The sequence below is a fragment of the Streptomyces sp. NPDC040410 genome (assembly GCF_055595715.1).
This window is the reverse complement of record NZ_JBVIVK010000017.1, coordinates 139,845-164,585: the sequence shown is the minus strand read 5'-3', so window position 1 is coordinate 164,585 and position 24,741 is coordinate 139,845. Positions and strand designations below refer to the sequence as shown.

Annotated in this window: 20 protein-coding genes and 5 pseudogenes; 13 read left to right on the top strand and 12 right to left on the bottom strand. The window is 69.8% G+C overall.

Features of this window, described 5'->3' with window-relative positions; genetic code table 11:
* The first annotated feature begins 12 nt into the window (after positions 1-12).
* The 3 genes and pseudogenes from ACZ562_RS29325 to ACZ562_RS29315 all read left to right on the top strand — a co-directional run.
* The gene (locus tag ACZ562_RS29325) at positions 13-813 is read left to right on the top strand and encodes an amino acid ABC transporter ATP-binding protein (RefSeq protein ID WP_471185117.1); all 801 of its coding nucleotides are present in this window, start codon (positions 13-15) and stop codon (positions 811-813) included.
* Positions 814-1,283: 470 nt separating this feature from the next.
* Positions 1,284-1,751, top strand: a complete 468-nt coding sequence (locus ACZ562_RS29320) for a hypothetical protein (RefSeq protein WP_471185103.1) — start codon at positions 1,284-1,286, stop codon at positions 1,749-1,751.
* 258 nt (positions 1,752-2,009) lie between these two features.
* Positions 2,010-2,390 (top strand): annotated as a pseudogene (locus ACZ562_RS29315) (alpha/beta fold hydrolase); the annotation flags it as partial.
* A 452-nt stretch (positions 2,391-2,842) separates the two neighbouring features.
* Here ACZ562_RS29315 and ACZ562_RS29310 read toward each other — a convergent pair.
* From ACZ562_RS29310 to ACZ562_RS29290, 5 genes and pseudogenes are all read right to left on the bottom strand, one after another.
* Entirely contained in the window at positions 2,843-3,268 is a 426-nt protein-coding gene (locus ACZ562_RS29310; protein ID WP_471185114.1) for a DUF3592 domain-containing protein, read from the bottom strand.
* 502 nt (positions 3,269-3,770) lie between these two features.
* Entirely contained in the window at positions 3,771-4,046 is a 276-nt protein-coding gene (locus ACZ562_RS29305; protein ID WP_471185100.1) for a hypothetical protein, read from the bottom strand.
* A pseudogene (locus tag ACZ562_RS29300) lies at positions 4,029-4,147 on the bottom strand (IS5 family transposase); the annotation flags it as partial. The pseudogene ACZ562_RS29300 and the gene ACZ562_RS29305, both read right to left, overlap by 18 nt.
* 73 nt (positions 4,148-4,220) lie before the next feature.
* Positions 4,221-4,421 carry a hypothetical protein gene (locus ACZ562_RS29295; RefSeq protein WP_471185098.1) on the bottom strand — a complete coding sequence of 67 codons (201 nt, stop codon included), beginning with the start codon at positions 4,419-4,421 and terminating at the stop codon, positions 4,221-4,223.
* Entirely contained in the window at positions 4,418-4,939 is a 522-nt protein-coding gene (locus tag ACZ562_RS29290; protein ID WP_471185096.1) for a carboxymuconolactone decarboxylase family protein, read from the bottom strand. Before ACZ562_RS29290 ends, ACZ562_RS29295 begins: the two co-directional genes overlap by 4 nt.
* A gap of 89 nt (positions 4,940-5,028) precedes the next feature.
* Between ACZ562_RS29290 and ACZ562_RS29285 the strand changes: the two genes are divergently transcribed.
* Both ACZ562_RS29285 and ACZ562_RS29280 read left to right on the top strand, forming a co-directional pair.
* Positions 5,029-5,598, top strand: coding sequence for a TetR/AcrR family transcriptional regulator (locus ACZ562_RS29285; protein ID WP_471185094.1), 570 nt, complete (start codon positions 5,029-5,031; stop codon positions 5,596-5,598).
* A gap of 85 nt (positions 5,599-5,683) precedes the next feature.
* On the top strand, positions 5,684-6,130 hold the full coding sequence (locus ACZ562_RS29280) for a DUF6196 family protein (RefSeq protein ID WP_471185092.1): 447 nt from the start codon (positions 5,684-5,686) through the stop codon (positions 6,128-6,130).
* Positions 6,131-6,165: 35 nt separating this feature from the next.
* Here the strand turns inward: ACZ562_RS29280 and ACZ562_RS29275 are convergent.
* The 4 genes and pseudogenes from ACZ562_RS29275 to ACZ562_RS29260 all read right to left on the bottom strand — a co-directional run.
* Positions 6,166-6,261, bottom strand: a pseudogene (locus tag ACZ562_RS29275) (transposase); the annotation flags it as partial.
* 515 nt (positions 6,262-6,776) lie between these two features.
* Positions 6,777-7,400: a hypothetical protein gene (locus tag ACZ562_RS29270; RefSeq protein WP_471185090.1), complete on the bottom strand. Its 624-nt coding sequence runs from the start codon at positions 7,398-7,400 to the stop codon at positions 6,777-6,779.
* Positions 7,401-7,755: 355 nt separating this feature from the next.
* Positions 7,756-7,953, bottom strand: a pseudogene (locus ACZ562_RS29265) (transposase domain-containing protein); the annotation flags it as partial.
* A gap of 130 nt (positions 7,954-8,083) precedes the next feature.
* On the bottom strand, positions 8,084-9,124 hold the full coding sequence (locus ACZ562_RS29260) for a serine hydrolase domain-containing protein (protein ID WP_471185088.1): 1,041 nt from the start codon (positions 9,122-9,124) through the stop codon (positions 8,084-8,086).
* Between the two features lie 372 nt (positions 9,125-9,496).
* Here ACZ562_RS29260 and ACZ562_RS29255 point away from each other — a divergent pair, with 372 nt between their 5' ends.
* The 3 genes from ACZ562_RS29255 to ACZ562_RS29245 are packed head-to-tail and all read left to right on the top strand — an operon-like array spanning position 9,497 to position 14,900.
* Positions 9,497-10,360, top strand: coding sequence for a hypothetical protein (locus ACZ562_RS29255; RefSeq protein ID WP_471185086.1), 864 nt, complete (start codon positions 9,497-9,499; stop codon positions 10,358-10,360).
* On the top strand, positions 10,360-12,621 hold the full coding sequence (locus ACZ562_RS29250) for a bifunctional serine/threonine-protein kinase/ABC transporter substrate-binding protein (protein WP_471185083.1): 2,262 nt from the start codon (positions 10,360-10,362) through the stop codon (positions 12,619-12,621). Before ACZ562_RS29255 ends, ACZ562_RS29250 begins: the two co-directional genes overlap by 1 nt.
* Complete coding sequence (locus ACZ562_RS29245) at positions 12,621-14,900, top strand: bifunctional serine/threonine-protein kinase/ABC transporter substrate-binding protein (protein ID WP_471185080.1); 2,280 nt, start codon at positions 12,621-12,623, stop codon at positions 14,898-14,900. Before ACZ562_RS29250 ends, ACZ562_RS29245 begins: the two co-directional genes overlap by 1 nt.
* A gap of 462 nt (positions 14,901-15,362) precedes the next feature.
* On the opposite strand, the gene ACZ562_RS29240 is transcribed toward ACZ562_RS29245, so the two are convergent.
* Positions 15,363-16,160, bottom strand: a complete 798-nt coding sequence (locus tag ACZ562_RS29240) for a maleylpyruvate isomerase family mycothiol-dependent enzyme (protein ID WP_471185077.1) — start codon at positions 16,158-16,160, stop codon at positions 15,363-15,365.
* Positions 16,161-16,565: 405 nt separating this feature from the next.
* On the opposite strand from ACZ562_RS29240, the gene ACZ562_RS29235 reads away from it, so the two are divergent.
* Together ACZ562_RS29235 and ACZ562_RS29230 are read left to right on the top strand one after the other, a co-directional pair.
* Positions 16,566-16,844, top strand: a complete 279-nt coding sequence (locus ACZ562_RS29235; RefSeq protein ID WP_471185074.1) for a MarR family winged helix-turn-helix transcriptional regulator — start codon at positions 16,566-16,568, stop codon at positions 16,842-16,844.
* 513 nt (positions 16,845-17,357) lie between these two features.
* Positions 17,358-18,857 (top strand): FG-GAP repeat protein, encoded by a 1,500-nt coding sequence (locus ACZ562_RS29230; protein ID WP_471185071.1) that lies wholly within the window; start codon positions 17,358-17,360, stop codon positions 18,855-18,857.
* 60 nt (positions 18,858-18,917) lie between these two features.
* Here the strand turns inward: ACZ562_RS29230 and ACZ562_RS29225 are convergent, their stop codons facing one another.
* Positions 18,918-19,130, bottom strand: coding sequence for a hypothetical protein (locus ACZ562_RS29225; RefSeq protein WP_471185068.1), 213 nt, complete (start codon positions 19,128-19,130; stop codon positions 18,918-18,920).
* Between the two features lie 205 nt (positions 19,131-19,335).
* On the opposite strand from ACZ562_RS29225, the pseudogene ACZ562_RS29220 reads away from it, so the two are divergent.
* From ACZ562_RS29220 to ACZ562_RS29210, 3 genes and pseudogenes are all read left to right on the top strand, one after another.
* Positions 19,336-19,432: pseudogene (locus ACZ562_RS29220) on the top strand (IS21-like element helper ATPase IstB); the annotation flags it as partial.
* A 178-nt stretch (positions 19,433-19,610) separates the two neighbouring features.
* Positions 19,611-20,156: a hypothetical protein gene (locus ACZ562_RS29215; protein ID WP_471185065.1), complete on the top strand. Its 546-nt coding sequence runs from the start codon at positions 19,611-19,613 to the stop codon at positions 20,154-20,156.
* 65 nt (positions 20,157-20,221) lie between these two features.
* Positions 20,222-20,410, top strand: a complete 189-nt coding sequence (locus tag ACZ562_RS29210; protein ID WP_471185062.1) for a hypothetical protein — start codon at positions 20,222-20,224, stop codon at positions 20,408-20,410.
* A gap of 1,357 nt (positions 20,411-21,767) precedes the next feature.
* On the opposite strand, the gene ACZ562_RS29205 is transcribed toward ACZ562_RS29210, so the two are convergent.
* Positions 21,768-24,542 (bottom strand): alpha/beta hydrolase, encoded by a 2,775-nt coding sequence (locus ACZ562_RS29205; protein ID WP_471185059.1) that lies wholly within the window; start codon positions 24,540-24,542, stop codon positions 21,768-21,770.
* Positions 24,543-24,741: the final 199 nt, after the last annotated feature.

The following is a 24,741-nucleotide window of genomic DNA, read 5'->3' as shown; positions in this document are numbered from 1 at the left end:
GGAGGTGCCGCGATGAGCGCTCTCAGCAAGGACGTCGCCCAGAGCACGGGCGGCCATCCGATGGTCAGGGCCGAGGGCGTGCACAAGTCCTTCGGGCTCGCGCACATCCTCAAGGGCATCGACCTGGAGGTGAACCCGCGCGAGGTGTTCTGCCTGATCGGCCCGTCCGGCTCCGGCAAGTCCACCTTCCTGCGCTGCATCAACCACCTGGAGAAGATCAGCGCCGGCCGGCTGTCCGTCGACGGCAGGCTGGTCGGCTACCGGCAAAGCGGCGACAAGCTCTACGAGCTGAAGGAAAAGGAAGTGGCCGCGCAGCGGCGGGACATCGGCATGGTGTTCCAGCGCTTCAACCTCTTCCCCCACATGACGGCACTGGAGAACGTCATGGAGGCACCGGTCCAGGTCAAGGGCGAGTCCAAGGCCGTCGCCCGGGAACGCGCCCGGCGGCTCCTGGACCGCGTCGGCCTCGGCGACCGCAAGGACCACTACCCCGCCCAGCTCTCCGGCGGCCAGCAGCAGCGCGTCGCCATCGCCCGTGCGCTGGCCATGCAGCCGAAGCTGATGCTCTTCGACGAGCCGACCTCGGCCCTCGACCCGGAGCTGGTCGGCGAGGTCCTCGACGTGATGCGGGACCTCGCCGAGGACGGCATGACGATGATCGTCGTCACGCACGAGATGGGCTTCGCCCGTGAAGTCGGCGACTCGCTGGTCTTCATGGACGACGGCGTGGTGGTCGAGTCCGGCCACCCGCGCGACGTCCTGACCAACCCCCAGCACGAGCGCACGAGGTCGTTCCTGTCCAAGGTCCTCTGACGGCCCAAAACTCAGCAGCACCGAAGGGCGGTACGGACACCATGTCCGTGCCGCCCTCTCGTCGTATCAGGGAGGACCGGAACACAACCTGCCGAAAAGCCCACGCTGATGTGTGCCGTTCACGAGGGAACACGTGGCGTCTGGCATTCCCGCCCGGCCTCCCATTGTGTCGGCCGGTGTGGGCCTGGTCTCCACGGGGCGTTCTGTAGGTACGCGGGTCCCGGTTCTGAGTACGGCAACTCAGGCGCGCTGAGTGGGCAGCGAGAGAGGGTGGGGGCATGACAACGCCTTCGACGACAGTTCCGCCGCCCTATCCTGGCTGTCCGCCGCCGGCGCCTTCTACGCCGCCGCCGACGCGTCGGCGATTGTTGACGGGCCTTGTGCTGGTCGTGGTCCTGGCTGTTGTGGGCGGGGCGGCTGCCTGGTGGGCTTCGAGTGATGCGGGCGATCCGCTGGCGGGAAGGCCCCGCGTGACGGACACGAAGGCCGGGCTCTCGTACGCCGTTCCGGACGGCTGGACACACGACGCGGCCAAGGACAAGGACCTGATCAGCGCTTTCACCTCCCGGATCAGCAAGGAGTCGAGTGCAGGCGGCGCGGGCGCGATGGTCGCCGCCGGCCGTGCGGGACAGGCCGTCCCGCAAGCCGATCTGAGACAGGCGACCGAGTACGCGGCGCGGTCGAACGCCGAGTTCTTCTTCCCTGATCAACCGGTCACTGTGGAGGAGTCCATGGCGGTGAGGGTGAGCGGGCAGCCGGCGCAAACCGTCGTCCTGGCCGTAGTGGGGAAAGACGGCCCCGGTGGGCGCCTGGAGATGACGCTCGTGACGGATCACGGGGAGCACACCTCGTTCGTCCTCGGACTTGTCTCCGGCACATCGGATCCTGGAGTCGAGCACGAGGTCGAGGCGATCCTCGCCAGTACCACCCTGACCTGATCCCTCGAGGCGCGCAGGCCGCCTGGCCCGCGAGCGGGATCCGGCGTCGTGTACTGCGAGTGGAGTGGCGTTCGGCGGTCAGATGGTGCAGAGCCAGAGCCGCCGGATCCGAGCCGAGATCAAGCGCCACTTCGATCTATTGAGCACGGAGTTTGCTGACGAGGACGGTGTGCTCACGTTGCCGCATGCGGCGCTCCTCGCTCGTGCGCGTCGCTGACCCGCGCGCCGGCGTTGCGAAGCTGCCGGCCCGCCGCTGATGTGTGGCGCTACTCCACCTACCCTGATCCAGTGAAGTGGAGGAGTCCCGTCGATGGATTCCGGCTCTGCTACGACCGCGTCGGTAGTGGGGTGGCGGCGGTGTTGTTGCATGGGTGGCCGGGTGACCGCAGCGAGTACCAGGGGGTCGTCGCGCGATTGCCGGCGATGGACGTCGTGGTACCGGACCTGCGTGGGTTCGGCGCTTCGGACTGGCGATCCAGCGATCCGACGTCGTACGGCGCTGACGCGCAGGCAGGTAGCGTGGTTGGCTTGATCGAAGAGCTGGGCCTGGACCGGCCGGTGGTCGCCGGACACGACATCGGTAGCCGGATCGCGGTCGCGATCGCCCGGCTGCGACCGGATCTGATCCGCGCCCTGGTGCTGACGCCGCAGCTGCCGGGAATGGGTGAGCGAATCCTCGGCCCGCAGGCGGCGGCGGAGTTCTGGTACCTGTCGTTCAACCAGCTTCCGTTCGCGGTGGAGGTGCTGGACGGCAGGCCGGATGCGATGCGTGTCTTCCTGGGGCACTTCTGGACCCACTGGGCCGGCCCGGAGTTCGCGCCGCCGGACGGACACCTCGACCACCTGGTCTCGGTGTACTCCCAGCCGGGTAGGGCGGCTGCCCTGCTCGGCTGGTATCGAGCCAACGTCGGAGCGTTGGCTCGGGTGGTGGCCGAGCGACCGCCGCACGCTCGCGAACTGCACCCCGGACGGCGTATGCGGACAGGAGCCCGTCGGGCACGCGCTCTGCCGGAAGGCGTAAGCGCGGCAGATCCCGGCCGAAGAGCTTGCGCAGACAGCGGGTTGCAGCCGCTTCGCGCGGTGGGTCACGGTCAGAGGGTGAGCAGCCGGACGAGCAAAACCGTCACCGTGCCCACTGTGAACATCGACCCCAGCACGGTGAACAGCAAGTCGATCGCCCTCATGTCCCAGCCCTCGATCGCAAACCGGTGCGGGGCTTCCGGATCGTATCGGACCATGACGTACGCCCCCACGCCGAAGTCGCTACCGACGACTCCGCGGCCGAACCTGGATGAGTACTCGCACGTGCGCCCGTCCCGCGCCGCCCAGGCCGCGACCGGGTGGTAAAACGTGGCGCCTTCGTCGTCCCGCCTGACATCGTGGCGGACGATCCGGGCCTCGGCAGTGACACCTATGCGGCGGAGCGCGCTGGCGCGGCGGAGGCCGTGCACGCCGAAACTGAGGAAGATCGTGCCGATCGTCAGGGGGATGAGGGAGAAGAGCCATTCGCGTTCCATGCGTAATGCGACGCGTGAGCTGGGGTGTCGGTTGCGGGTGGAGCGGCAGCGACGATCCTCAGGGGCTCTTCTTGACGACCGATCCTCGGCGCGACAGGACACCTGCTGACCGGCGGCGCCCGCAACGACGTCACCGAGCTGCTGCCCCATCTCGACGCGACGGTCCCGCCACTGCATGACGGTACTCGTCATGCCCCTGAGCCGTAGTTCGGATTCGCCTGGTAGGTGCCGGTGAGTTCCCCGTGCTGGTCAACCTCCCATGCTCCGACGATGGCCGTAGGAGGCACCGCTCCACAGGGATCGCTCACCATGCCGCCATCTATCTCGTACACCCAACCACCAGGGTGTCGGCGAGCCTCCGCCACCAACTCGGGCGGCGGTGTCCGCGACGACCGAGCCCTACCCGCTGGCCGTCTGAAGAGCCATGCCATAACTTCTTCCCCTCGTCTCGGCTCCGCCGCTACGGGCGCCGACGTCCCAAAACCGAAGCCACCGTGGGCTATTACAGGGGACGTGAGGCGGCGGAAGGAACCAGCGCGCCGCTGCGGCTCGCCGTGCGCAAGGCGGAGACCACCGGGTTCATCGAGCCGCCGCCGGGCCCGACCTGATGGCCCAGCCCCCATCCTCCGATGATCAGCAGCGCGGTGGCGGTGAAGGTGACGACCGCGTTGACCGGCGTACGGCGGGCGGAGTGCACGTAGTCGAAGAAGGACGGCAGCAGCCCTTCGCGTCCGGCGTTGTCCACCAGGCGGGCCTGCAAGTTGATAAGGCTGCGCATGTCGTGGTCCGGTGGTCGGCCGATGTCCAGCCCTCGGCCTCGGGGTTCGGCTCGCCGCACGGTCAGGACCGGCTCGGCCGACTCCCCGCGGCGTCGGACAGATCACTCCAGGCCCACGCAGCAGAGGCCGGTTCCTTTACGGAGCCGGCCTCCGACGTTGTTCTGGCGGGTGTTCTATCGGGTGCAGGTGATCAGGCGTACGGCTGGTGCGGAGACGACTTGGATGTGCGGGACGTCCGGGACCTGGACGTTGACGAAGCCGCCCTCGATCGCGAAGCGGACGCCGTCGGCGCGGGTGGTGCGGTGGCCGTCGAGGGCGGCGAGCGTGTAGCCGTCCATGAGTTCGATGGTGCCGGTACGCCAGTCGCGTGTCATGCGGCAACCTCCGGGAAGTCGAGGTCGGGCTGTGCCAGGTGGTTGAAGTAGTTCGACAGCGTGTTGAGTGCGATGTGGGCGACGATTTCGGCGAGTTCGGCGTCGGTCACCCCGGAGTTGCGGGCATCGGCCAGCACGGCGTCGTCGACCCGGCCCTGGGTGCGGATGATGTCGCGGGCCAGGTGCAGGACCGCGTCGGCGTGCGGGTCGGAGTCGTCGGACGCGTCGCGGGTGCGGGCCAGTTCGTCGTCGGTCAGGCCGAGTTTGCTTCCCCGCAGGGTGTGGGCGCTGACGCAGTAGGTGCAGTGGTTCTCCTGCGCGATCAGCAGTGCGAGCTGCTCGCGCAGGCGGGCGGTCAGGGCGCCTCGGGTGAGGTGGTCGCGCATGGCCAGATAGCCGGCGAGGGCGGCCGGGCCGTTGGCGAGGGCCGCGTAGAGGTTGGGCACGCGGCCCAGCTGGCGGCGGGTCTTGTCGAGCAGCTCCGAGGCGTCCTCGGTGAGTTGGGGGATTCGTGGCACGATGAGCTCCAGATGGTACTGATCGGTTCCGTCTTGCAGGACGGTACCGATCGGTTCCATTTCTCGTCAAGGCCGGATAAGGTGAGCTCATGGCCACCAGAGCGCGCGAACGCCTTCTTGACACCGCCGAGGAACTCTTCTATGCCGAGGGCATCCGGGCGGTCGGAGTGGAGCGCATCCTGGCCGAGTCCGGCGTGGGCCGGGCGTCGTTCTACCGTCACTTCGCCGGCAAGGACGACCTCGTCGTGGCCGTGTTGCAGCGGCGGGATGAGGCGTGGCGCGCCTGGCTGGCCGAACGGGTGGCAGCGCTGGGCGGCGAACCGCTGGACGTGTTCCATGCTCTGGCCGAGCGGTTCTCCCGCGCCGACTTCCGCGGCTGCGCCTTCATCAACACCATGGCCGAGACCGCCGACACCGGCAGCCCTGCATACCGGGTCGCGGCCGAGCACAAGGAGAGCGTCACCGCCTATGTCGCCGGCCTGCTCGCGGACACCGGCCATCCCGGAGCCGGGGAACTCGCACGGCGGTTCGTTCTGCTGATGGACGGGGCGATCGTCACCGCGCTGCGGGAGCGTACGACCACCCCCGCCCACGAGGCACGTGCCGTGGCGGCTGCCATGCTAGGCGCCGGGCGTCCCGGCAGGGCTGTCTCCCAGTGAACGCTCGTGCCGTCCACTGACGCACGCCCACGGGGGCGAATCCTGCGGAATCGACGGACACCCCAGAATCAGATAGGAACGACACATGGTCAACATCAGCCACGAAACACCACAGGAAACCCGCACACGGCTACGCCGAGTGCTTGCCCAGGCCGCTTTCGATGTACTGCCAGGGCATTGGGCGTACCACGAGCACCCCGCAGGACCGACACCGCAGCCTTCCGCCCAAGCGCTGGCCCTGGTGCGCGACGAGGAGAGCTGGTCGGTCCTCGAGCCGTCGCAGGGCGGCGAGGCGGAGGTCTTCGGCGTCTTCTCCTTTCACTTCCCGGCCGCAGCCGACAACAGCGGCTTTGTGGGCTGGCTGGCCAGCGAGCTCAAGGACCGCCTCGGCACCGGCGTGGCCGTGCTCTGCGGCTACAACTCCTCGCAGGGTGGCATTTACGACTACTGGCTCGTCCCCGCACACCTTCTGGGCGAGGCCGTGGCGCAGGTGCGGAGTCTGTCGGCCCAGGGCGGTGAAGGCGGCAAATAGACAGGGTGCTTGGTATGGGTTCACCTCAGCCGGAGTCAGAGCGGCCGGTTCTGCTGCTCGATGTACTGCTTCACGATGCTGAGCGGCGCACCGCCGACCGACCCGGCGAAGTACGGGCCCGACCACAGGTTCACGCGCTTGGACCGCCGAGGAACTGGCGGCTGTCCCAGCGGGCGGCATCAGCTGACGGCGTACGGACCGACTCTGTTCCACGCTTTGCGCCGCGCGTCGGCGAGGCGGTCGTGGCCAGACGCGGCTCGACGTCGAAGGAAAGGCATGCCCGGCCGCGGGAGGTGAAGGTCTGGTTGGTCGTGCCTGCCCGAGTGCCATGTACGTGGAGCATGTGCTGCCTGGGCAGGTGCTCGTTGCCGGTGAGGCCGAGCCAGCTCAGGTGGAACTTGCGGTGGTCGTTCCTCGATGTGGCCGATCAGGTCCTGCTCGCGTGCGTTGTCGACGATCTGTCGCGCGACCGTCCGGAGGGACTCTACCTTCGGAGCGAAGGTCTCATCGCAATTCCGGGCGATCTGTGCAACGGTCGGTATCTCAATCAGGGCCCGAATCGGACCACCACAATCGGTCTGAACGGACGCCGCGGGATGGATGTTCGTGACATCGCGTCAGTAGGCCGTGCCGCAGCGGGAGTCGGCTATCCGCCGCGTATGGGAGAGCACGTGGGGGACGCGGCGAGGATTGGTCCGAGAAGGAGAAAGACCGCGACTCCGGCGGATACGAGCCAGACTGCATACAGCCCGACGTGGTGTATGCGACGCCGTGTCACGGCCCATGCGCCGGCACTGGCCAGCGATCCGATGGCAAGCGAGGCGGCCAGGCAGACCGGAACCACGAGTACCGGCTCCAGGTACACCGGCACCGGGGGCGGGATCGTTTCGCACAGGTCGGCACTGGAAACAAACAGCACGAACAGCAGGCTGAAGCTCGTGAATACAGATACCGTCCAGGCGACGGCGGACAGCGACCGGCGGAGAACGCTGTTCCGTCGGGTGGTGAGGGCGCCGACGAGAGCCCCGCACATGAGCAGGACCGATGGGGCAGTCCATACGACCACGCGCCAGCCCAGCGGCGGCCGGTGCCAGTAACCGTCAGCCCAGTAGTGGTTGTCGAAGGCGACGGCGACGGACAGCTCCAGGACAAGTCCGGCCAGACCATACGCCGCCGAGCGGGCGTGCGGGGTGTCCGGGCAGGACGGCGGCCACAGGGCATCTGCGAGGCGGTCGTCCCAGCCGCCGCCTGGCCGACTGCTCCCGATCACGGTGCGCACAATGCTCCCTCAGTCAGTCCGGCGTCACTGGAAGGACCAGACGCAACCCGCAGCGTTCCAGTTCCCGCTCTGCTTCCGGCCCCAGTTCGGGCAGTGCCGCACTGCCGTTCCTCTGCCTGGCTTTTCCGACGCTCCGTGTCGTCCTTGATGTCCGCGAGGATCCGGTGCACTCACGTGCTCGGCATCGCCGAGTAGGTCATCGTCGCCCACGCCGACTCGCCGCCCATCGTCCTCACCCGCATCCAGCTCTGCTGGCCCACTCGACTGCCAGGCCCGGCGAGCCGTCCCTCTCGCCGACCTCCCCGTGTTCCGGGCCGTGGAGCAGGGCGGCGCCGGCGGGGCAGCCCAGGCACATCGCCAGCACGAAGTACACGACCACACGGGCCGGCAACAGACGACTGCGCTGCTCGACCCGCCCGTCTCCGCGATCACCTCATCGACGGCCTCCGGCGGAAACGCCCGCGTCAGCACCCCGATCGGAAATCCGGTCAGACAAACGCTCACCCGCAGGCGCCTTGACTGCCCCACCCTCGCCACAACACAACCAACGAGCTCGGGATATCCAAGTTCACCAGCATTGGGCCTGGGCTCCCGCACACCGCTTGGCACGGTCGGCACCCTCAGCACCCACACCCTCGCCGCCGGGCAGTGAGCGACGGCCGGCCGGCCCGGCGTCAGGAGTGCGCGTCCTGCAGGGAGCGGAGGAGGGCGAAAGCCGGGACGTCCACCGAGCGTTGGGTGTTGCTGAGCGCGATGACGGCGACTCGCTTCTCCGGGTCGAAGCCCACGAAAGAGGAGTAGCCGCCAGTGCCTCCGTTGTGCCAGATCTGGAGGTGGCCGCCCTGGCGGGGGTGGAGGCGCTGTCCCATCCAGCCGAGGTGCACCCGGGCGAACGGGCCGTTACGGTGCTCGACCTTCCGACTGAGACGGACGGCCTCGGCGAGGTCTCCGGGACCGCAGTCCAGCTGGGCCCGGGCGAAGGCCACCAGGTCGGCCGCGGTCGAGCGCAGCGCGCCCGCTCCGGCCAGGTCGGCGAAGTGCCATGGCAGGGTGGGCTGCCGACGGCGGCTGTGTCCCTGAGCCAGGCGCCCCGACCGGCCGCTGCCGACGGTGACGACGGTGTCGCCCATGCCGAGCGGGACGCAGATCTCGCGGACGACCAGCGACTCGTAGTCCGTCCCGGCCCGGCGGGCCAGCGCCAGTCCCAGCAGCCCGGCGCCGAGATTGGAGTAGCGGAAGCGATGCCCCGGCGTGGCACGCAGACGGGTCCTGGAGAGGCCGCGCAGCAGGACGTCGGCGGTGCAACCGGCGTAGGGGTCTGGTTTCGAGGGACGCAACAGAGCCTGCGGCAGCATGCCCTTGGGCAGACGCGGCAAGCCCGAGGTGTGGGTGGCCAGATGCCGCAGTGAGATCTCCTGGCCTCCGCGTGACGGTACGTCCACCCTCTCGGGCAGCAGCGCGGCCAGCGGTTCGTCGAGCTCCACCGTGCCCGCCACCGTCAGCCGTGCCAGGGCCAGCGCCGTGAACACCTTGGTCACCGAGCCGATCTCGAAGAGGGTGTCGGCGCCGGGCTCACCTTGCCGGCCGGCGCCGGTGCGCCCGGCACCCCTGATCTCCACGGAGTCGCCCGCCACGGCTGCCACCACCACGCCGACGCGCTGCTCCGCAAGGCGGTCGACGGATTTCTGAACGAGGGGGCCGAGATCGTGTGACATGACCGAAATCATGGTCGCCCGGATGTGCCGACCGGTGCGACCTGGCGACGATTTCCGGTACGGGGCACTCCTCCTCGAGCGGTATGCCGACGTCCTCCCTCGTCTTCCGGCGGCGGCGAATTCGGTGACACATTGCGTAATTCTACTGACACGGTCCCGCACGGGATCCCGCTAGGTTCGGAACCTCGTAGATCATGGTCCGGTGTTCACTGACGTGTGTCGGGACGGGGCCCTGGGACCGGTGGGGCCAGGGTCAGGGTTCCCGTCGCGCGGACCGAAAACGTGACGCCGTGGCCCGGGGGTGAGTGAGTGCGTTTCAGAAACACGCCGGGTGGTCGGGAAAGAGGCCGCTGGGCCGCCATCGTGGTGACGGTGGGCCTGCTGGCCGGCTGTTCACAGGCCGACGGGGGTGAGTCCGCGGCCGGGCAGCAGCGGGGGTCGGGGCCCTCGGCGACGGCCACCAAGTCCGCCGTAGCCCCGGATCCGACCGACACCTCGTCAGGCAGTCCGGCAGGTGGTCCGTCCGGCAGTCCGTCCGGGACGGGTTCACCCGGTGCCTCGACGGGCACCTTCACGCCCGACCCCGCCAAGGTGCCCAGGACGGCGGTGGACGCCGAGCGGCTCGCTCGCGCGGTCGCGTTGCGACCCGGCGAGTGGAGCCAGGACTTCGTGGCGCAGAATCCCGCCACGAGCGGTCTGGGGACCTGGCCTGTGCTGGACGAGTCGTGTCGCTGGCGGCGGGAGAAGCTCCCAGCGGGGGTGCTGGCCGGCTTCTCCCGCTACAGCGAACTGCCCGGTGCCACGGACGGCGGCACCGTCAAGGTGACGTCCATGGTGACCGTCCACGGCTCGGTGCTGAGCGCCGACCGCCAGCTGAGCACCACGCTCGAAGAGGTGCTGCGCTGCCCGGAGCAACAGATCAGGACGGGCGAGCGGATCACCGGCCTCGGCTCGCTCGGCAACCCCTTCGGCAAGGGTGACCAGAAGTACGCCGACGACGCGGTCTACGAGGCCGGCGTCTACGACTCGGACAGCGTGGCGGCGAAGGGCGGCGACGCCGAGAGCCAGGGTCAGTACACGTATCAGTGGCTGGTGGCCCGGCTGGGCACGGTCACCGTAGGCGTGTCCGCGCGTTGTGCAGCCGACTGCACGCAGCAGGAGCTCAACCAGACGGCGGTCGACGGGCTCGTGCGCATGCTGCAGCGGATCCGGACCTTGCTGGGAGTGGTGGGCTGATGGAACCGCTGCGTACCTCCGACCCGGCCAGGGTCGCGGAGTACCGTCTGCTGCGCCGACTGGGCTCGGGTGGCATGGGCGTGGTGTACCTGGCGCGCTCCACAGGCGGGGCCCTGGTCGCCCTGAAGGTGGTCCAGGAGGAGTTCGCCGATGACGCCGACTTCCGTGAGCGGTTCCGCCGCGAGGTGGCGACCGCCCGCCGGATCACCAGTCCGTGGGCCGTGCCGGTCATCGACGCCGACCCCGAGGCCGCGGCTCCCTGGCTCGCCACCGAGTTCGTGCCCGGCCCGTCCCTCGCCGAGGCCGTCGCCGCCCATGGTCCGCTCGCGGAGGCCGGACTGAGGGTGCTGGGTACCCGTCTCGCCGAGGCACTGGACGCCGTGCACACGGCCGGACTGGTGCACCGTGACGTCAAACCCGGCAACGTGCTGCTGGCACTCGACGGTCCGCGCCTGATCGACTTCGGTATCGCACGGGCACCGGAGGAGACCACGCTGACCGCGGCCGGCATGATGGTCGGCACCCCGGGATACGTTTCACCGGAGCAGGCACTGGCCCAGGACGGCTCGTCGGTCGCGGCGCCCAGCGACATCTTCTCGCTCGGCTGCGTCCTCGCCTTCGCCGCCACCGGGCGGCCCCCGTTCGGTACCGGCGCCCGCGACGCGCTGATGTTCCGCGCGGTGCACGATCCCGCCGACCTGGACGGCGTACCGCAGGGCATCGCCGAGGTGGTGCGCGGATGCCTGGAGAAGGACCCGCAGGACCGCCCCACGGCCGGTGACCTGAGCGAGGCCTTCGGCGCTGACGGACCGGGATCCGCCGTCGGCGATGCTCCTGCCGGTGAGTCGCGGAGCACTCCAAAGGCGGAAGCCTCCACGTGGCTGCCCGGACCGGTGGTCCGGCTGATCGCCGAACGGTCCGCGTCCGTGCTGGAGTTGCCGGACATCGAAGCCACCGAAGTGGTCTCGGCGGCCGTGGCCACCGCGGACGCCCCCACCGAGGGCGGTCCCGCCGCGGGAGCCGGGCAGACGGGCGCGGCACCCGCCGGCCCGGGTACCGGACGTCGCCGCTTCCTGACGCTCGCCGGAGGTGCGGCGGTCGTCGCGGCCGGCGGCGGGCTGATCGCGTGGGCGGTCACCCGGGACGACGACACGCCCACCGGCACCGCCGACGGGCGTCCCACGTACGCCCTCGGGCTGCACGCCGACCTGACCGGGGCCCGCAAGGACATCGGCAGGGCCCAGGAGCGCGGCGTGCGGCTGGCGGCCGAGCAGTTCAACGCCCGCACGGACAGACCGTTCACACTCTCGGTGCGTGCCGTGGACGACGGCGGCGACCCCGCCGAGGCGGCGCGGGCGGCGAAGCGGCTGGCCGCCGACCGCTCGGTGCTCGCCGTGGTCGGCCCGACCACCGACGCCACGGCGGCGGCGTCCCTCACGACGTACGACACCGCGCTGCTGCCTGTCGTGGCGGTCTCGCCGGGGGCGATCAGTCTGTCCGTCCAGGGCTTCAAGTCCTTCTTCCAGGCCCGCCCGCAGGACTCGATCCTGCCGTTCTACCTGCGTGCGTTCCTGCTCGGGACGGCCGGGACGCGGACCGTCGGGATCATCGACGACCGGGCGGCGGACGACTACGCCTGGGAGATCTGCGGCCCGTTGAGCAAGCTGCTGCGGGAGGTACACCGGCCCACCGTGCCCAAAGTGGTCAGCGCGATGGAGACCGACTTCGCTCTCACGCTGGACGCCCTGCTCCGCGCGGGCACCGACGCCCTCGTGTTCGCGGGCTATCAGGACCGGGCCGCGGTGCTGGCCCGGGAACTGCACGAGCGGCGCTTCACCGGGGCGCGCGCGGCGGCGCAGGGAGTACTCGACGAGCGCTTCCTGAGCGCGGCGGGGGCTGCCGCCGACGGCTGGACGATCGTCGCACCCGCCACCGACCCGTCGGTGAAGCCGGAGGCGAAGAAGTTCGCGGCCGCCCACCGCAAGCGCTTCGGGAGCGCCCCCCACTGGTACGCCGCCGAGGCGTACGACGCCGCCGGTCTCGTCGTGAGCGCTCTGCAGGCCCTGCCCGCCAAGCGCCGGAACCGCAAGAACCTCACGGAACGGATCCGCGCGGCCACCTACAAGGGCATCACGAAGAACTTCGCCTTCGACAAGAACACCGGTGGGCTGGTCATCGACGGCAGCGGCGTCTTCCTGTGGAAGGTCGCGGACGGCCGGTTCCAGTACGTCGGTCCGGCGCCGTACGAGGTCTCCGTCTGATGCAGCCCCTGCGCGGCACCGACCCGGTCTGGGTGGGCCGCCTTCGTGTGCTGCACCGTCTGGGCGCGGGTGGCATGGGCGTGGTGTACCTGGCGCGCTCGCCGGGCGGTGCCCTGGTCGCGGTCAAGGTCATCCGGGCCGGGTACGCCGACGACCCCGGCTTCCGGGCGCGTTTCCGTCGCGAGGTGGAGACCGCCGGCCGGGTCCGCAGCCCCTGGGTGGTGCCCCTGGTCGACGCCGACCCCGACGCGGTCTCGCCCTGGCTGGCCACCGCCTTCGTACCGGGGCCGGCGCTCGCCGAGGTTGTCGAGGAGACCGGGCCACTGCCCCACGGGCCGGTACGGCGTCTGGGTGCCCGGCTCGCCGAGGCGCTGGACGCCGTGCACGAGGCCGGGCTGGTGCACCGTGACGTCAAGCCGGGGAACGTGCTGATCGCCCACGACGGGCCCCGTCTGATCGACTTCGGTATCGCCCGCGAGGCCGAGGACACGGCGCTCACCGCCACCGGCATGGTGGTCGGCTCCCCCGGATTCCTCTCCCCGGAGCAGGCCCGGGGCAGCGGCGGGCAGATCGGCCCGGCCAGCGATGTCTTCTCCCTCGGCTGCCTGCTGGGCTACGCCGTGACCGGCGCCCGCCCCTTCGGCCAGGGCCCGCCGGCCGCCATGCTGGCCCGCACGGTCTACGACGAGCCCGACCTGGGCGGCGTACCGGCCGGCCTGGAGCCACTGCTGCGGGCCTGTCTGGAGAAGGACCCGCGATCGCGGCCGGCAGCCGCCGAGGTGCGGCGGGCCCTGACCGCGCCGGATCCGAGGCGGGGCGAGGCATGGCCGTCGAAATCGGAACCACCGCCGGGTGACGTGTGGCTGCCCGAACCGGTGACGCGGCTGATCGCCCGCCGCTCCGCGGAGGTGCTCGCACTGCCCGCGGTCGAGGCGACAGAGATGTCGGCGGACACCGGACGAACGGACGGGCACCCTGTGCCCGAGGGCACCACGGCCGCACCGACCGTGTCCCCGGACCTGCCCGCCGGCGACACGGTCCCCCCGACCCGGTACACGCGCCGCCGGTTCCTCGTGCTGGGATCGGCGGCGGGCGTCGTGTCGGCCGGCGGCACCGCGGCCGCCTGGTGGGCCGCCCACCGCAGCCGGGGCGCCTCGTCGGTCAAGACGGCCGCGAAACCGCCCCGCCTGACCATCGCCGTCCAGGCAGATCTCAGTGGCCCCCGAAAGGCAGCGGGCATCGCCCAGCGCAGCGGCGTGCGTCTGGCCGTCGAGCGGTTCAACTCCCGCGCCGAGCACGACTTCCTGCTGGACCTGAGGGTCCACGACGACGCGGGGCAGACGGTACGGGCCCGGCGCATCGCGGAGCAGCTGGCCGCCGACGGCGACATCCGCGCGGTGATCGGCCCCACCGCCGACGCCTGCGCGACGGCCGTCCACGGCACCTATCAGGAGGCACTGCTGCCCACCCTCTGGGTGTCCGTCGGCGAGAGCACCGCCGAGCTGCCCGTGTCCTCCGTGGCCACCCGGGAGGTCGTGCCCACCAGCCCATCGGACGCGGCACTGGCCGGCCCGCTCGTGGCCTACGTCAGCCGGCTCCCCGGCGCGCGCAGGGCGATGCTCGTCGACGACCGGGCGGAGGGCGAGTTCGGTTCGGTCGTCTGCGCCTACGCCGCCGAGAGCCTGCGGTCGGCCGGAGCGATCACGTCCGTACAGCGCACACTCGCCGCGGACGACGACGACTTCTCCGCCCTCGCCGGCCACATCACCGACTCGCACGCCGACGCGGTGGTGTTCACCGGCGGACCCGAGCGCACCGCGAGTCTGGCCCGGGCACTGAGCTCGGCCGGCTACTCCGGTGCGCGGCTCGCCACCCAACGCGCTGTCGCCCCGGAGTTCCTGCGGCGCGCGGGCCAACCCGCCGCGGACGGCTGGCTCTTCGCGACGGTGTTCACCGACCCGGCGGCGGACTCCTCCGCGAAGTCCTTCGTCTCCGCCTACCGGAAACTCTTCGGGGCGGACTCCCCGCCCTGGTACGCCGCCGAGGCCCATGACGCGGCGATGTTCGTCGTCACGGCGATGACCGCGCTGGGCCCGTCCGGCGCGGAACGCGGCGCGATCCTCCACCAGTTGCGCGACACCGAGTACCGCGGAGTCACCAAGACCCTGCGGTACTCGACGAGCACCACATACGTACGCGACGAGGACGCCCTCTATCTCTTCCGGGCCACGGACGGCACCTTCCGCTTCCTCGGCCACTACCGCAAGGCCCTGCCGTGAGCGTCCCCGACCTCTGGCCACAGACTTGCCTCGGAGCCGCCACGGACAGTTCAGCGCTCGAGCATGATTCAGCAATCCGATCGGAGGGGCCGGACTTACCCGGGTTTCGTCACACGCCGTGTCGGGAGGCCCGGCCCGGCCGCGACCGGGCAGGCCGCTTGTGAGGGGCCGGTGGGAGGGTGGTGGCTCGGGCCTTCCCACCGGCTCATCCAGCGGGCCCTGCCCGCTGGCGCTGCCCCAATTCAGTCACGGCGACGCGGCGCTGTCCGCCCTGACGCCGGTGGGGAGGGGCCACGGCGGGCGGCGTCCCGGATCGCCTGCGGCATCGCCACCTCTCTGACCGTGCTCCCTCTGACCTGACCTGGACCCCGTCCTGGCATCCTCACCGCGTCGGAGGGGCGGGACCGGGCCTGTCGGACTCCGCGTTCAGCAGCGAAGCCCGACGGGGACTCAAGCGCGGTCTCAGAATGCGGAGTTGGCAAACCAGTGGGCCAGCAGGCCCTCGTCCCCCTCGCAGGCAAGAGTCTCTGCGTCGTAGGGCAGGCGCCCGTAAACGAGCAGCAGCAAGTCGGCCGCGGTTCCTCGGACGGTCGCGTCCGCGGTGTCCTCGGTGAGTTGGGCCGTGTCGAGTCCGAAGCCGTCGGGCCGCAGGCGGACGAGCCAGCCGCCACCCCCGTCGGTGGCACGGAAGCGGATGGTCTTGTCGGGGCCGCGCAGGTTGGCCACCTTGGGGGCGAAGGAGGTGGCGAAGGGCAGATTGACGAGGAACTCATCGATCCCGTCCACCGCGACCGCGCGGTCGATCGTGGGCCGGAGGCCGAGCGCCAGCTCGGCATCGGCTCGGTGCAGCAGGGTCTCGAACAGCATTCGGCGTGCCCAGAAGCGGGCATGCTGGTCGACGCCCCATGCCCACATCTGCAGGTTCGGGTCGGTGGCCGCGAAGGCGTCAGCGGCCACGGTCGCGCTCTCGGCCAGCCAGTCGGCGTATCCGTCCTCCCGGTTCGGGAGGTGCAGCTCCACTTCACGCTTGCGTGGGGGTTCCTGGATGCCTGCCCGCAACAGGGCCGAGAACCAGCGCTGGACGCTGCCCGTGTGCTTGATCAGGTCGGCCAGCGTCCAGCCGGGACAGCTGGGCACCGCCGTTGCCAGGTCGGTGTCCTTCACCACTGCGGCGAACCGGGCGGTCTCCGCCGCGACGGCCGTGCGGTGGTCGACCGGGGCCGAAACGGAGGCGCGGACGTTGTGGTCGGAGGTCTTCATCGTGACGTGCCTTTCGCCAGAAGGTGGGGGTACAGCCGGGCAGATGGTTGAAAGACGGCCGCGCTGACGCCCCGCGAGGGGCCCGGCCCCACGAGCTCGGAACCGGGTTCCGCGTTCGCGGGCCCCGCCGTTCCGGACTCCGTGACCTTCGCGGCGCTGAACTCTAAGCTTGAGAACTTCAAGTATTGTCGGGACCGTAGTCAGCGATATTTGAGATCGTCAAGTTTTCCCGGCGTAAGGTGACGTGCATGACAGCAACCCCCCACGTCGACACAGCCCAGCTCATGGAGCTGTTCCCGGCGTCGCTGGCTGCCTGCGCGGCGACTTCGCGGCCGCCGCTGCGGGCGAAACCTCACGGCCGGCCAGGGCAGGACACTCAACGTGCCGCGCCGGGGGCCCGCCTCCATGAGCGTCACGGCCACGACGCTGACCTGCGACGCCTCCAACATGACCGGGATCATCGACCGGCTGGAGATACGCGGCCCGGTACGCCGCGAGCCCAGACCCTCCCATCGGCGTGTCAAGAACGTCGTCCTCACCGCCGACGGCGAGCGTGCCAGCGACGTGATCCGCCGGAAGATGCACAACACGCTCGCCGGCCTGGACGGACTCAGTGCCCAGGAGCGGGACACGCTGCACGCACCGCCGGAGCGCGCCTTCACCTCCAGCAACGCCGCCGCCTGACCCCAGGGCCGTCCGCGGGACTTCGGTGCTCGCCTGCCCACTCGATCACCCACCGCTTCGGCAACGGCTCGAACCCCTTCCCCCGCGGGTCGCTGGATCACTTCCACATCGATGCCCAGCCCAGCGCCATGGCCGAAGAGCCTGCATTGGTAATCACCGCCGGCCCAGACCTTGGACACGCCGGGATGCGCAGCGGCCAGGTCATCGAGCACGAGCTTGCCGCCACGAGGCGTACAACCCTGGACGAACTTCGGGTGTCTTCGAGGTGAGAAGTAAGAGGCATTGTCCTCAACCGCACCAACCAACAGGGGCGGCGCAGACGATCCGCGCCGTTCCGCTACGGCCCTGTCGGCATCAAGCCTGGACGCTTCAGGCACCCGCACGGGTCTGTTTCTGTCCTCTCGCCCGGGGAACGGACTAACGCACCTCACCCGCCGACCAACCCCCCACGCACAGTCCATCGCGGCTGAGCAGGACGCCGCGGGCAACCTTGGGGACCAAGGAGGTTCTCCTGTGCGTCATTTCACAAGCGCGGCCCTCACGGCCGTGGCGGCCCTCACCCTGTGCGGCGCCGTGTTGGCGGCCCCCGCCGCACAGGCCGCAACGCCCTTTCCGTCCATCGGCTGGCAGCAGCGCAACTGCGACTACGACGGCAACGGTTTCGACGATGTGCTGATCGGCGCCCCGGGCGCCACGGTGAGCGGCGCCACGGGCGCCGGCTACGTCACCGTGCAGTACAGCTCGTCGAGCGGTCTGAGCACCACCAAGAAGAGCGTCCTCCACCAGAACACCTCGGGCGTCCCGGGCGGTGCCGAGGCCGGCGACGGCTTCGGGCAGGCTGTGGCCTCGGGCGACCTGGACAACGACGGCTACGACGACGCGATCGTCGGCATCCCGGGCGAGGATCTGGCCGGGCTGTCCAACGCGGGCGGCGCCATCGTCTTCTGGGGCTCGCCGACCGGGCTGCACGGGGCCGACAGCACCTGGCTGGAGGATCCCGGCCAGCTGCGGGCCGGCGCGAACTTCGGGCGGGCGATCGAAGCGGCACGCTTCTTCGCCCCGGACCCGTCGGACCCGGACGCCAACCCGCGCGACAGCATTGCCGTCCTGGAGAACGACACGCTGCTGTTCTTCACCGCCCCACCGGGAGCGGCGGCCCAGCAGCTGAAAGCGGCTGACAACGGAGTCCAGGCCCTGGATGCCACCCCGCTGGAGACCGGCTTCGCCCTGCGCAGTCTCAGCCACGGCAACTACAACGAGGACTCCTGGGCGGACCTTGCGATCTCCGGGGTGACCACCGGCGACCAGCCGGGCATCGGCGCCACCCAGGTGCTGCACGGCGCACCCAGCGTCGAGGCGCTGGCGGATGGCGGCGGGTTCGACGGCGGTCCCGCGGTCGTCTCCAGCGACTTCAACCAGGATGGCCAGGACGATCTGGCCATCGGCGACACGGGCGTCGGCTCACCCGTCGGCGGATCCGTCTCCGTCTATCTGGGCAAGGGCGACCTCTCCGGCCTCGACCCGACCCCGGCGCAGACGTGGACGCAGGACTCCCCGGGCGTTCCGGGCGCAGCCGAGGCCGGCGACCGGTGGGGCGCCGAGATGTCCTCCGGCGACACCAACGGCGACGGCTTGCCGGACCTCGCTATCGGCGCGCCTGGGGAGGACATCGGCTCCGTCTTCGACGCGGGCGCGGTCTGGGCGCTGCGTGGCGCACGGGGCGGGCTGACGGCGACCGGAGCGCGCAGCTTCGACCAGAACCACCCCGACATCCCCGGCGGGGCGGAGGCCTTGGACCGCTGGGGCGGACAGGTACGGCTGGTCGACGCCAACAAGGACGGCCTGTTCGGCCTGCTTGCGGCGGCACCGGGCGAGAACACCAACGACGGCTTCGTGTGGGTCATCCCACCGTCGTCGTCGGGCCTGGTCGCCCACGGCACGTGGACCTATGACGGGGCACGCCTCGGGGCGCCCGTGGCCAATGCGCGGTTCGGAGCGGCGATCGACGAGTAGCAGAGCCCCAGGAATCACACCACTGCTGGCGGCGACCCTGACCGGATGCTCGTTCCTCGGTCAGGACGCGCCGTGCACCGAGGCCGACGCGGACTCGCAGGTCTTCGCCGTGTGGCGGCTCGCCGACTTCGGCGGCCGGGACGCGGCGAGGATCCGGCTGTGTGTGGACGGCGCCTGCGAGGAGCGGACATCGGGCAGTCCCGACGACCCGTTCGCCTCGCTGGGACGGGTGGTGTCCTCGTCCTCGCACATGTCCGCCGGGTTGGTCCTCATGCGTCGTGCCAGTGCACGGCACCAAGTCCGAGGCCGAAACGCTCCCTTAGGGCGGGTCGTCCTCTACAACCCGGCGAAGATGCGGGTCCAGGAGCGCAGATCAGCACGCCAGGCAACATCGATGAGACGGGCCCGTCCGGTTCGGCGGGCGGGGACGGGAAAACCGGCACTGGAAACAGTGCTCGGCGTCCCGTCCCCGACCCAACACATGGAGCTCGACCGGCATGGAGCCGAACTCCTCTCAGGTCCTCACCGAACGCGAGGAGAAGAACAGCGTCGCCATCGCCTCCGATGAGTCGTTCGGCTGCCTCGCCAGCACACGAGCCTGAGTCGGACAGCCCGGCTGACGCCCTCCCGGCGTCCGAGCCTTGATTACTCAACTCGCGGATGGGCACGCGCCGCATCTTGAAAGATGCTCGTCCACCCCATGGGAGCGGGACGGTTTGACATCTCGTCAAACAATCCGGCAGTCTCCCCACCATGGATCATGACCAGACCAAGACCTTCAGTACACGATTCGTTCTGTCAGCGGCGGATAGGACGTGGGTGCGCAATGTGGACTTGCCGTTCGCACCCTTTCCTGGCCTTGGTGTGCGTATCGACACCTACGAAGTTCTGAACATCGGGACGGTTATTTTCGATGACGCCGATAGTAGCGTGACCTGCGTCGTCGAATTCGATGGCCAGGAAAATACTGCGGTCACTGCTTCCAAGGTTGAACAGTTTGGCTTCGCGGAAAGCGCCCCTACCACGCCCCGCATGCAAATTCGCCCGTCGGTTCGAGTGAACCTCATCACTTTCGCGCAAGCGGCGCAATGGAGTAAAGGGGTCGAATTGCCATTCCCGCCCTTTCCCGGGCTCTGCGTACGGATCGGCAACGAGAGGTTGCTCAAGATCTTCACCGTCGTGGCCGGAAATGATAAGGGTGATGAGGTCGAGTGCTATGCCGGCTTCGAGGGTGTGGATGCAGACAGCATCACCGAGGATGAATGTGAGGCTCTCGGCCTCGAAAGAGATTACCGGTGAGGTCCTTCAGCCCCTCGAGCATGGGGCAGCCCCTCGGAGTCAGTTGACAAACGCTGCCCAAAGTCATGACAGGTACGCATGTGTACCGGCAGGACATCGCAGCGGGCGTGCAGGGCGTGCAGGGCGTGCCGGGCGTGCCGGGCGTGCCGGGCGTGCCGGGCGTGCCGGGCGTGCCGGGCGAGGTGGGCCAGGGCCGCCGAGCGGGCGGATGCGGCAGCCGGAGGCCTGCCGCTCAGGGCAGAGGTCTGCACTGACAGGGCAGGGGCCTGGATCGCCGAATGGTGGGATGACGATCTTGCTGCCCGACCCGGACTTCGAGGCGTTGCGCCTGGAACTGGATCCCCGCCCCGGCACAGAGCGCGTCGTGCAGGTCCTGACGGACCCTCATGTCACGGGCTCAATGATCTGGGCGTGGGTCCGGCGGGGCAGCTGCTGGCGGGATGCTCCGTTACCGGCCTTTCCGGGGAGAGCCGACAGTTCCTGGTGGCTCCCTCGTGGTCGGAGCAGATGTCGCTGCGCACGAGGTCCCCGGTGATGTGATCTGGCCCAACGGCGTGGCTGTCGCCGGTGAATGGCTCTGTCTCAGCGACTTCGCCACTGGTACGGTCCTGCGCGCCCGGTGGTCTGCCGCGGAACGGCATGAGCTCACGCCCTGGTGGCAGAGCCCGAGCGGGCAGGCCGACGGGCTGGCGGTCGACGCTGAAGAAGCGGTCCTGGTTGGAGCACTCGGTCAGCGGCGCTCGCCCCTGTCGCGAAGCTTCCTGGTTGTCTCTCGAATGACTCCGAGGAGAACGAGCGCAGCCAGCAGTGAGAGGGACACCATGAGTGATCCAAGGACGGTCCAGGCAATGATCTGATCGGCGGCGGTCATGGAATCCTGTCGGGTCAACGTAGTTAGGTGCTGCCATAAAAGCCAAGTGCGCTGCGCGCATCGAGAGCAGTTGTTACTCAGAGCGTCACTTCCGAAGATTTCACGACAGTGCTTGGATTCATATTTACACAGGACCTAAAATATGCTAATTACGCGTTGCGGTTTGTTTGAGGACACCCCTGCCTCAGTGTCAAGTGCGTTGGGTGTAACTGTATGACTCCCCATGATGGACAATGTATTGATTGCCAGTGAGCCTTTTCATGGGTGGTCACCGATCGGGTGATGACCGGGTGGTGGGTCGTGCCCAGGACGCTCAGGAGGTGGGTAGGCCGCCGATCAGAAAGGGGCTCGCTCCTTGGGGTGACCACCGTGACAGCCCGGCGGCGACCGCGACCGGCTGCTGCTGGTGCTCGCCCTCATCGCCGCCTTGTCCCACCGCCCTCGGCCAGGCGGGGATGGGGCCTTCCGCAAGGCGGAAAAGGGGACCAACTCAGAGCGTTGACGTCACCGGTACGCAAGAAGCATCGAGACGCCTTGAGCGCTGATTGCTCATGCTTGCGAACCTGCCGGCGTACACGCTCTGTTGTACGCCGCCGGCGTCACGCCACTTCTGAAGCCCATTCGAGGATCAGAAATGCAGCCCCTGTTCGACCGGGATGACATCGGTCGGGATCCGGGTGTCGCTGCGAACAGGCAGGGGGCATGGACCACGTGGTCCATGCCCCCGACTCAGCGCAATTTTACGGTGCGTTCACCACCGTGCCCGTCAGGACCGGGCGGTCGGGAAGCGGCTCGCCGTCGAAGTCGGTCAGTGCGAGGCGTACCGACTCGGTCGGTTCGGCGAGCCGGTCCTTCACCGTCGGCACGATGAATTCGGCGGTGGTGGTCCCGGCCGGGATGTCCGTCCACACCCACAGGTTCGCCTCGGACAGCGGGCGCTCCGGATCGGGGAGTTCACCGGCGTGGTCCAGCAGCCACTGTGCGGCCACGTCCTTCGTGGACAGCTCGGTGCCCTCGGTGACCGGAAGCACCTGCACCGGTTGCGAGATGTCCACATCGGCAGGTTGGGAGAGGGAGATCCGCCAGGTCAGCGTCTCTCCCTCGGTCACCCGGTCCGCGACCGGCGTCAGGGTGACCTTCGGCGCGGGGTCGTCGTTCTCCGCGGTGACTCCGCCCCGGTACGAGCCGACGACAGCGCCGCGCACGGCCTTTGCGAGGAGGTCGTGCTGCTCGTCGTAGCCGAAGCGTGTGTCGCCCTTCACCACTACGGGGACGTCGATGGGATTGCTGCCGGGCCGTACGGTGACCAGTTTGTCCTTGGCCTGACCTGTGTCCGGGTCGAGGACGGAGAAGCGGACCTTGCCGCTGCCGTGCCCGGAGACCTGCACCGGGATGTGATAGGTGCGGGTGCCGGAGTCGCCCTCCTGGACCCTGAGCCGACCGATGTCGACGCGCGGCAGCGCCGCCGCCCTGACCCCCGGGGTACCGGGAGCCCAGCCCCAGGCATCCATCAGCCAGGCCTTTCCGGACCGTGAACGCGGAGTCAGTTGAAGGGACTTGACGTGCTTGAGGTCGAGACCGGCCCGGGTGGCCGCGGTCAGCGGGACGCGCAGCTCGCGAGCCCAGTAGGAGGCGGTGCGCTCGGTGCCAGGCAGCCCGTCGACCTTCACCTGGCCGAGCTCGGCGCGGCGGCCGGCTGAGTCGGTGACAGCCACGTCCAGCTTGGCGCCGGTCGTGTTCGGCGGCACTACCAGGCGCAGTGCCAGCTTCTTGGCGCCGGCCAGGGACAGCGGTGCGGCGGGGCGTACCTTCGTCGCGGTGCCCGGCGCCGACCACTTCAGGGCGACCGCCCTGCGGCCTGCCTCCTTCTCCGTCTGCCACAGCGCGAAATGCGGGGACGACCCCTTGGCACCGGTGCCCAGGCAGGCCACGGCCGGGTCGGGGTGGACCGCCGAGCACAGCCTGCCGCCGGTCACCTTGACCGGGGCGTCGGGGAGGAAGCCGCCCGTGCGGCGGGCGCCGACGGCGTGGGTCAGCACGCGGGCCGGGTCGGACGAGGGGGCGCGCCGGCCCGAGCCGTCCAGCAACGGGCGCACCCGGTCGTCGCCGCCGACGAACAGCCGGGCAGCGGCGGCGATGTAGGTGGCACCCGCCTTGTGCTGCTGGTCGGGGGTCAGCCGGGTGCGCGTCCCTGAGGAGCACACGGGGTCGCGCCCATCCGGGTCGTCCCAGAAGTCGTCGAAGGAGGGCGCCTCCGACTTGCCCGGCGTCCACTCGGTGTTGAAGAAGTTGTGGTTGGCGCCGACCACGTAGACGGCGCTGTGCAGAGCGGCGCCGCGACTGATCCCGCGCGTCCCGTCGACGTACACCTCGCCCTGGAGGTCGGAGACGTCGCCGTCGCAGCCCGGGAGGATCGTCGTGGACGGTACGTCGGCGACCGGATTCTGGCCGAAGATGGTCGGTCCGATGAGGACGGTTCCGCGGATCTTCCAGCGGACCGGGCCACGGTAGCCGTCTTCAGCGGCCGAAGGGGGGTAGAGGCTGTCCATGGCAGCCCGGTTGACACCCTCGCCGCCGCGCGAGTGCCCGACGAGCAGGACGCGGGACAGGTCGGCGTTCGCCGCGTCGGGCACGGCCGGAGGGGCGCTGTTCGGGTGGGCCGCCCAGGCGGCCCACTTGGCGAGGTGCTGCCGTACCAGCGAGGAGCGCGCCTGCGCACCGCCGTCCTCAGCCTCCCAGTCCTGGCCGTTGATTCCGTTCGCCGAGATCGACACCGTCACGTAGCCCTGGGAGGCCAGCAGCTTCTGGTCCTGCAGGTAGCCCTTGTAGCTCGGGATCGACTTCATGCCCGCCGGACAGGGCCACTGACCGGTCACGTCGTCCTCGGACCCACCCGGCTTGAAGCAGGTGGTGTGGCGACCGTGCAGGAACAGTGCGAGCGGACGCTTGCCGGTGGCGCCGGTGGGCGCGACGACGACGGCCTGCATCTCGACCGGCTGGGCGAAACCGGGCAGCTTCACCGGGGCGAGGTCGTATTTCCCGGTGACCGTGCGGTACGAGCCCGGCTCTCCGGGGTCCACGGAATTCGCCGGGAGTTGGGCGGGGGGCTGGGCGGCAGCCAGGGAATTCTTCGGGTCCTTGCCGGAGTTCTCCGTGGGCGCGTCCAACCGGCGTCCACCCGCAAGTACTTGAAGATTCCTGAGCGGACCGGCGTCGTCGAGGGTGAGCCGGAACGTGCGGCCGTCCTTGGCTGCCTTCGGCACGCCGAGCAGCCGGCCGTCCGCATGGAACTCGACACGGGCGTCGCCCATGGGCACGGCCCTGTCCGACCGCCAGACCAGCTCACGCGCGACACCCTCCCCGGTGACGCGCCAGCCCGGCGGCAGCGCACTGTCGGCTCTCACGGTCAACGGCTTTACCTGGAATGGCTGTTGGGCCTGCGCCCGTCCCACTGAGCCCGCCAGTGCCGCCAGCGCGGCCACAGCGGTGACACCTATTCGCCGGGCATGGATCAAGAGTCCCTCCTCGCACTTCGAGCGCGGGCGCCCCGTCCGTACCGGGCGCCCCTCACGACTCGAAGGAAGCGAATAGGGACCTGTGGGTTGCCTGTACACGGGGGAGTGCGCCGTGTACAGGGCGAGAATCAGGTCACGCTGCCGTGCGACGGCGAAGCGAGATGCCGTGACGTCCGCCGCGGGCCAGGCGGGACTTGAC

Bases quoted from the DNA above. Each gene is read 5' to 3' on its own strand.
- ACZ562_RS29325 (WP_471185117.1), top strand. From the start codon at position 13: ATGAGCGCTCTCAGCAAGGACGTCGCCCAGAGCACGGGCGGCCATCCG.
- ACZ562_RS29310 (WP_471185114.1), bottom strand. From the start codon at position 3,268: ATGGAACGCGAATGGCTCTTCTCCCTCATCCCCCTGACGATCGGCACG.
- ACZ562_RS29305 (WP_471185100.1), bottom strand. From the start codon at position 4,046: ATGCGCAGCCTTATCAACTTGCAGGCCCGCCTGGTGGACAACGCCGGA.
- ACZ562_RS29295 (WP_471185098.1), bottom strand. From the start codon at position 4,421: ATGACACGCGACTGGCGTACCGGCACCATCGAACTCATGGACGGCTAC.
- ACZ562_RS29285 (WP_471185094.1), top strand. From the start codon at position 5,029: ATGGCCACCAGAGCGCGCGAACGCCTTCTTGACACCGCCGAGGAACTC.
- ACZ562_RS29280 (WP_471185092.1), top strand. From the start codon at position 5,684: ATGGTCAACATCAGCCACGAAACACCACAGGAAACCCGCACACGGCTA.
- ACZ562_RS29260 (WP_471185088.1), bottom strand. From the start codon at position 9,124: ATGTCACACGATCTCGGCCCCCTCGTTCAGAAATCCGTCGACCGCCTT.
- ACZ562_RS29250 (WP_471185083.1), top strand. From the start codon at position 10,360: ATGGAACCGCTGCGTACCTCCGACCCGGCCAGGGTCGCGGAGTACCGT.
- ACZ562_RS29245 (WP_471185080.1), top strand. From the start codon at position 12,621: ATGCAGCCCCTGCGCGGCACCGACCCGGTCTGGGTGGGCCGCCTTCGT.
- ACZ562_RS29240 (WP_471185077.1), bottom strand. From the start codon at position 16,160: ATGAAGACCTCCGACCACAACGTCCGCGCCTCCGTTTCGGCCCCGGTC.
- ACZ562_RS29235 (WP_471185074.1), top strand. From the start codon at position 16,566: ATGAGCGTCACGGCCACGACGCTGACCTGCGACGCCTCCAACATGACC.
- ACZ562_RS29225 (WP_471185068.1), bottom strand. From the start codon at position 19,130: ATGAGGACCAACCCGGCGGACATGTGCGAGGACGAGGACACCACCCGT.
- ACZ562_RS29215 (WP_471185065.1), top strand. From the start codon at position 19,611: ATGGATCATGACCAGACCAAGACCTTCAGTACACGATTCGTTCTGTCA.
- ACZ562_RS29210 (WP_471185062.1), top strand. From the start codon at position 20,222: ATGACAGGTACGCATGTGTACCGGCAGGACATCGCAGCGGGCGTGCAG.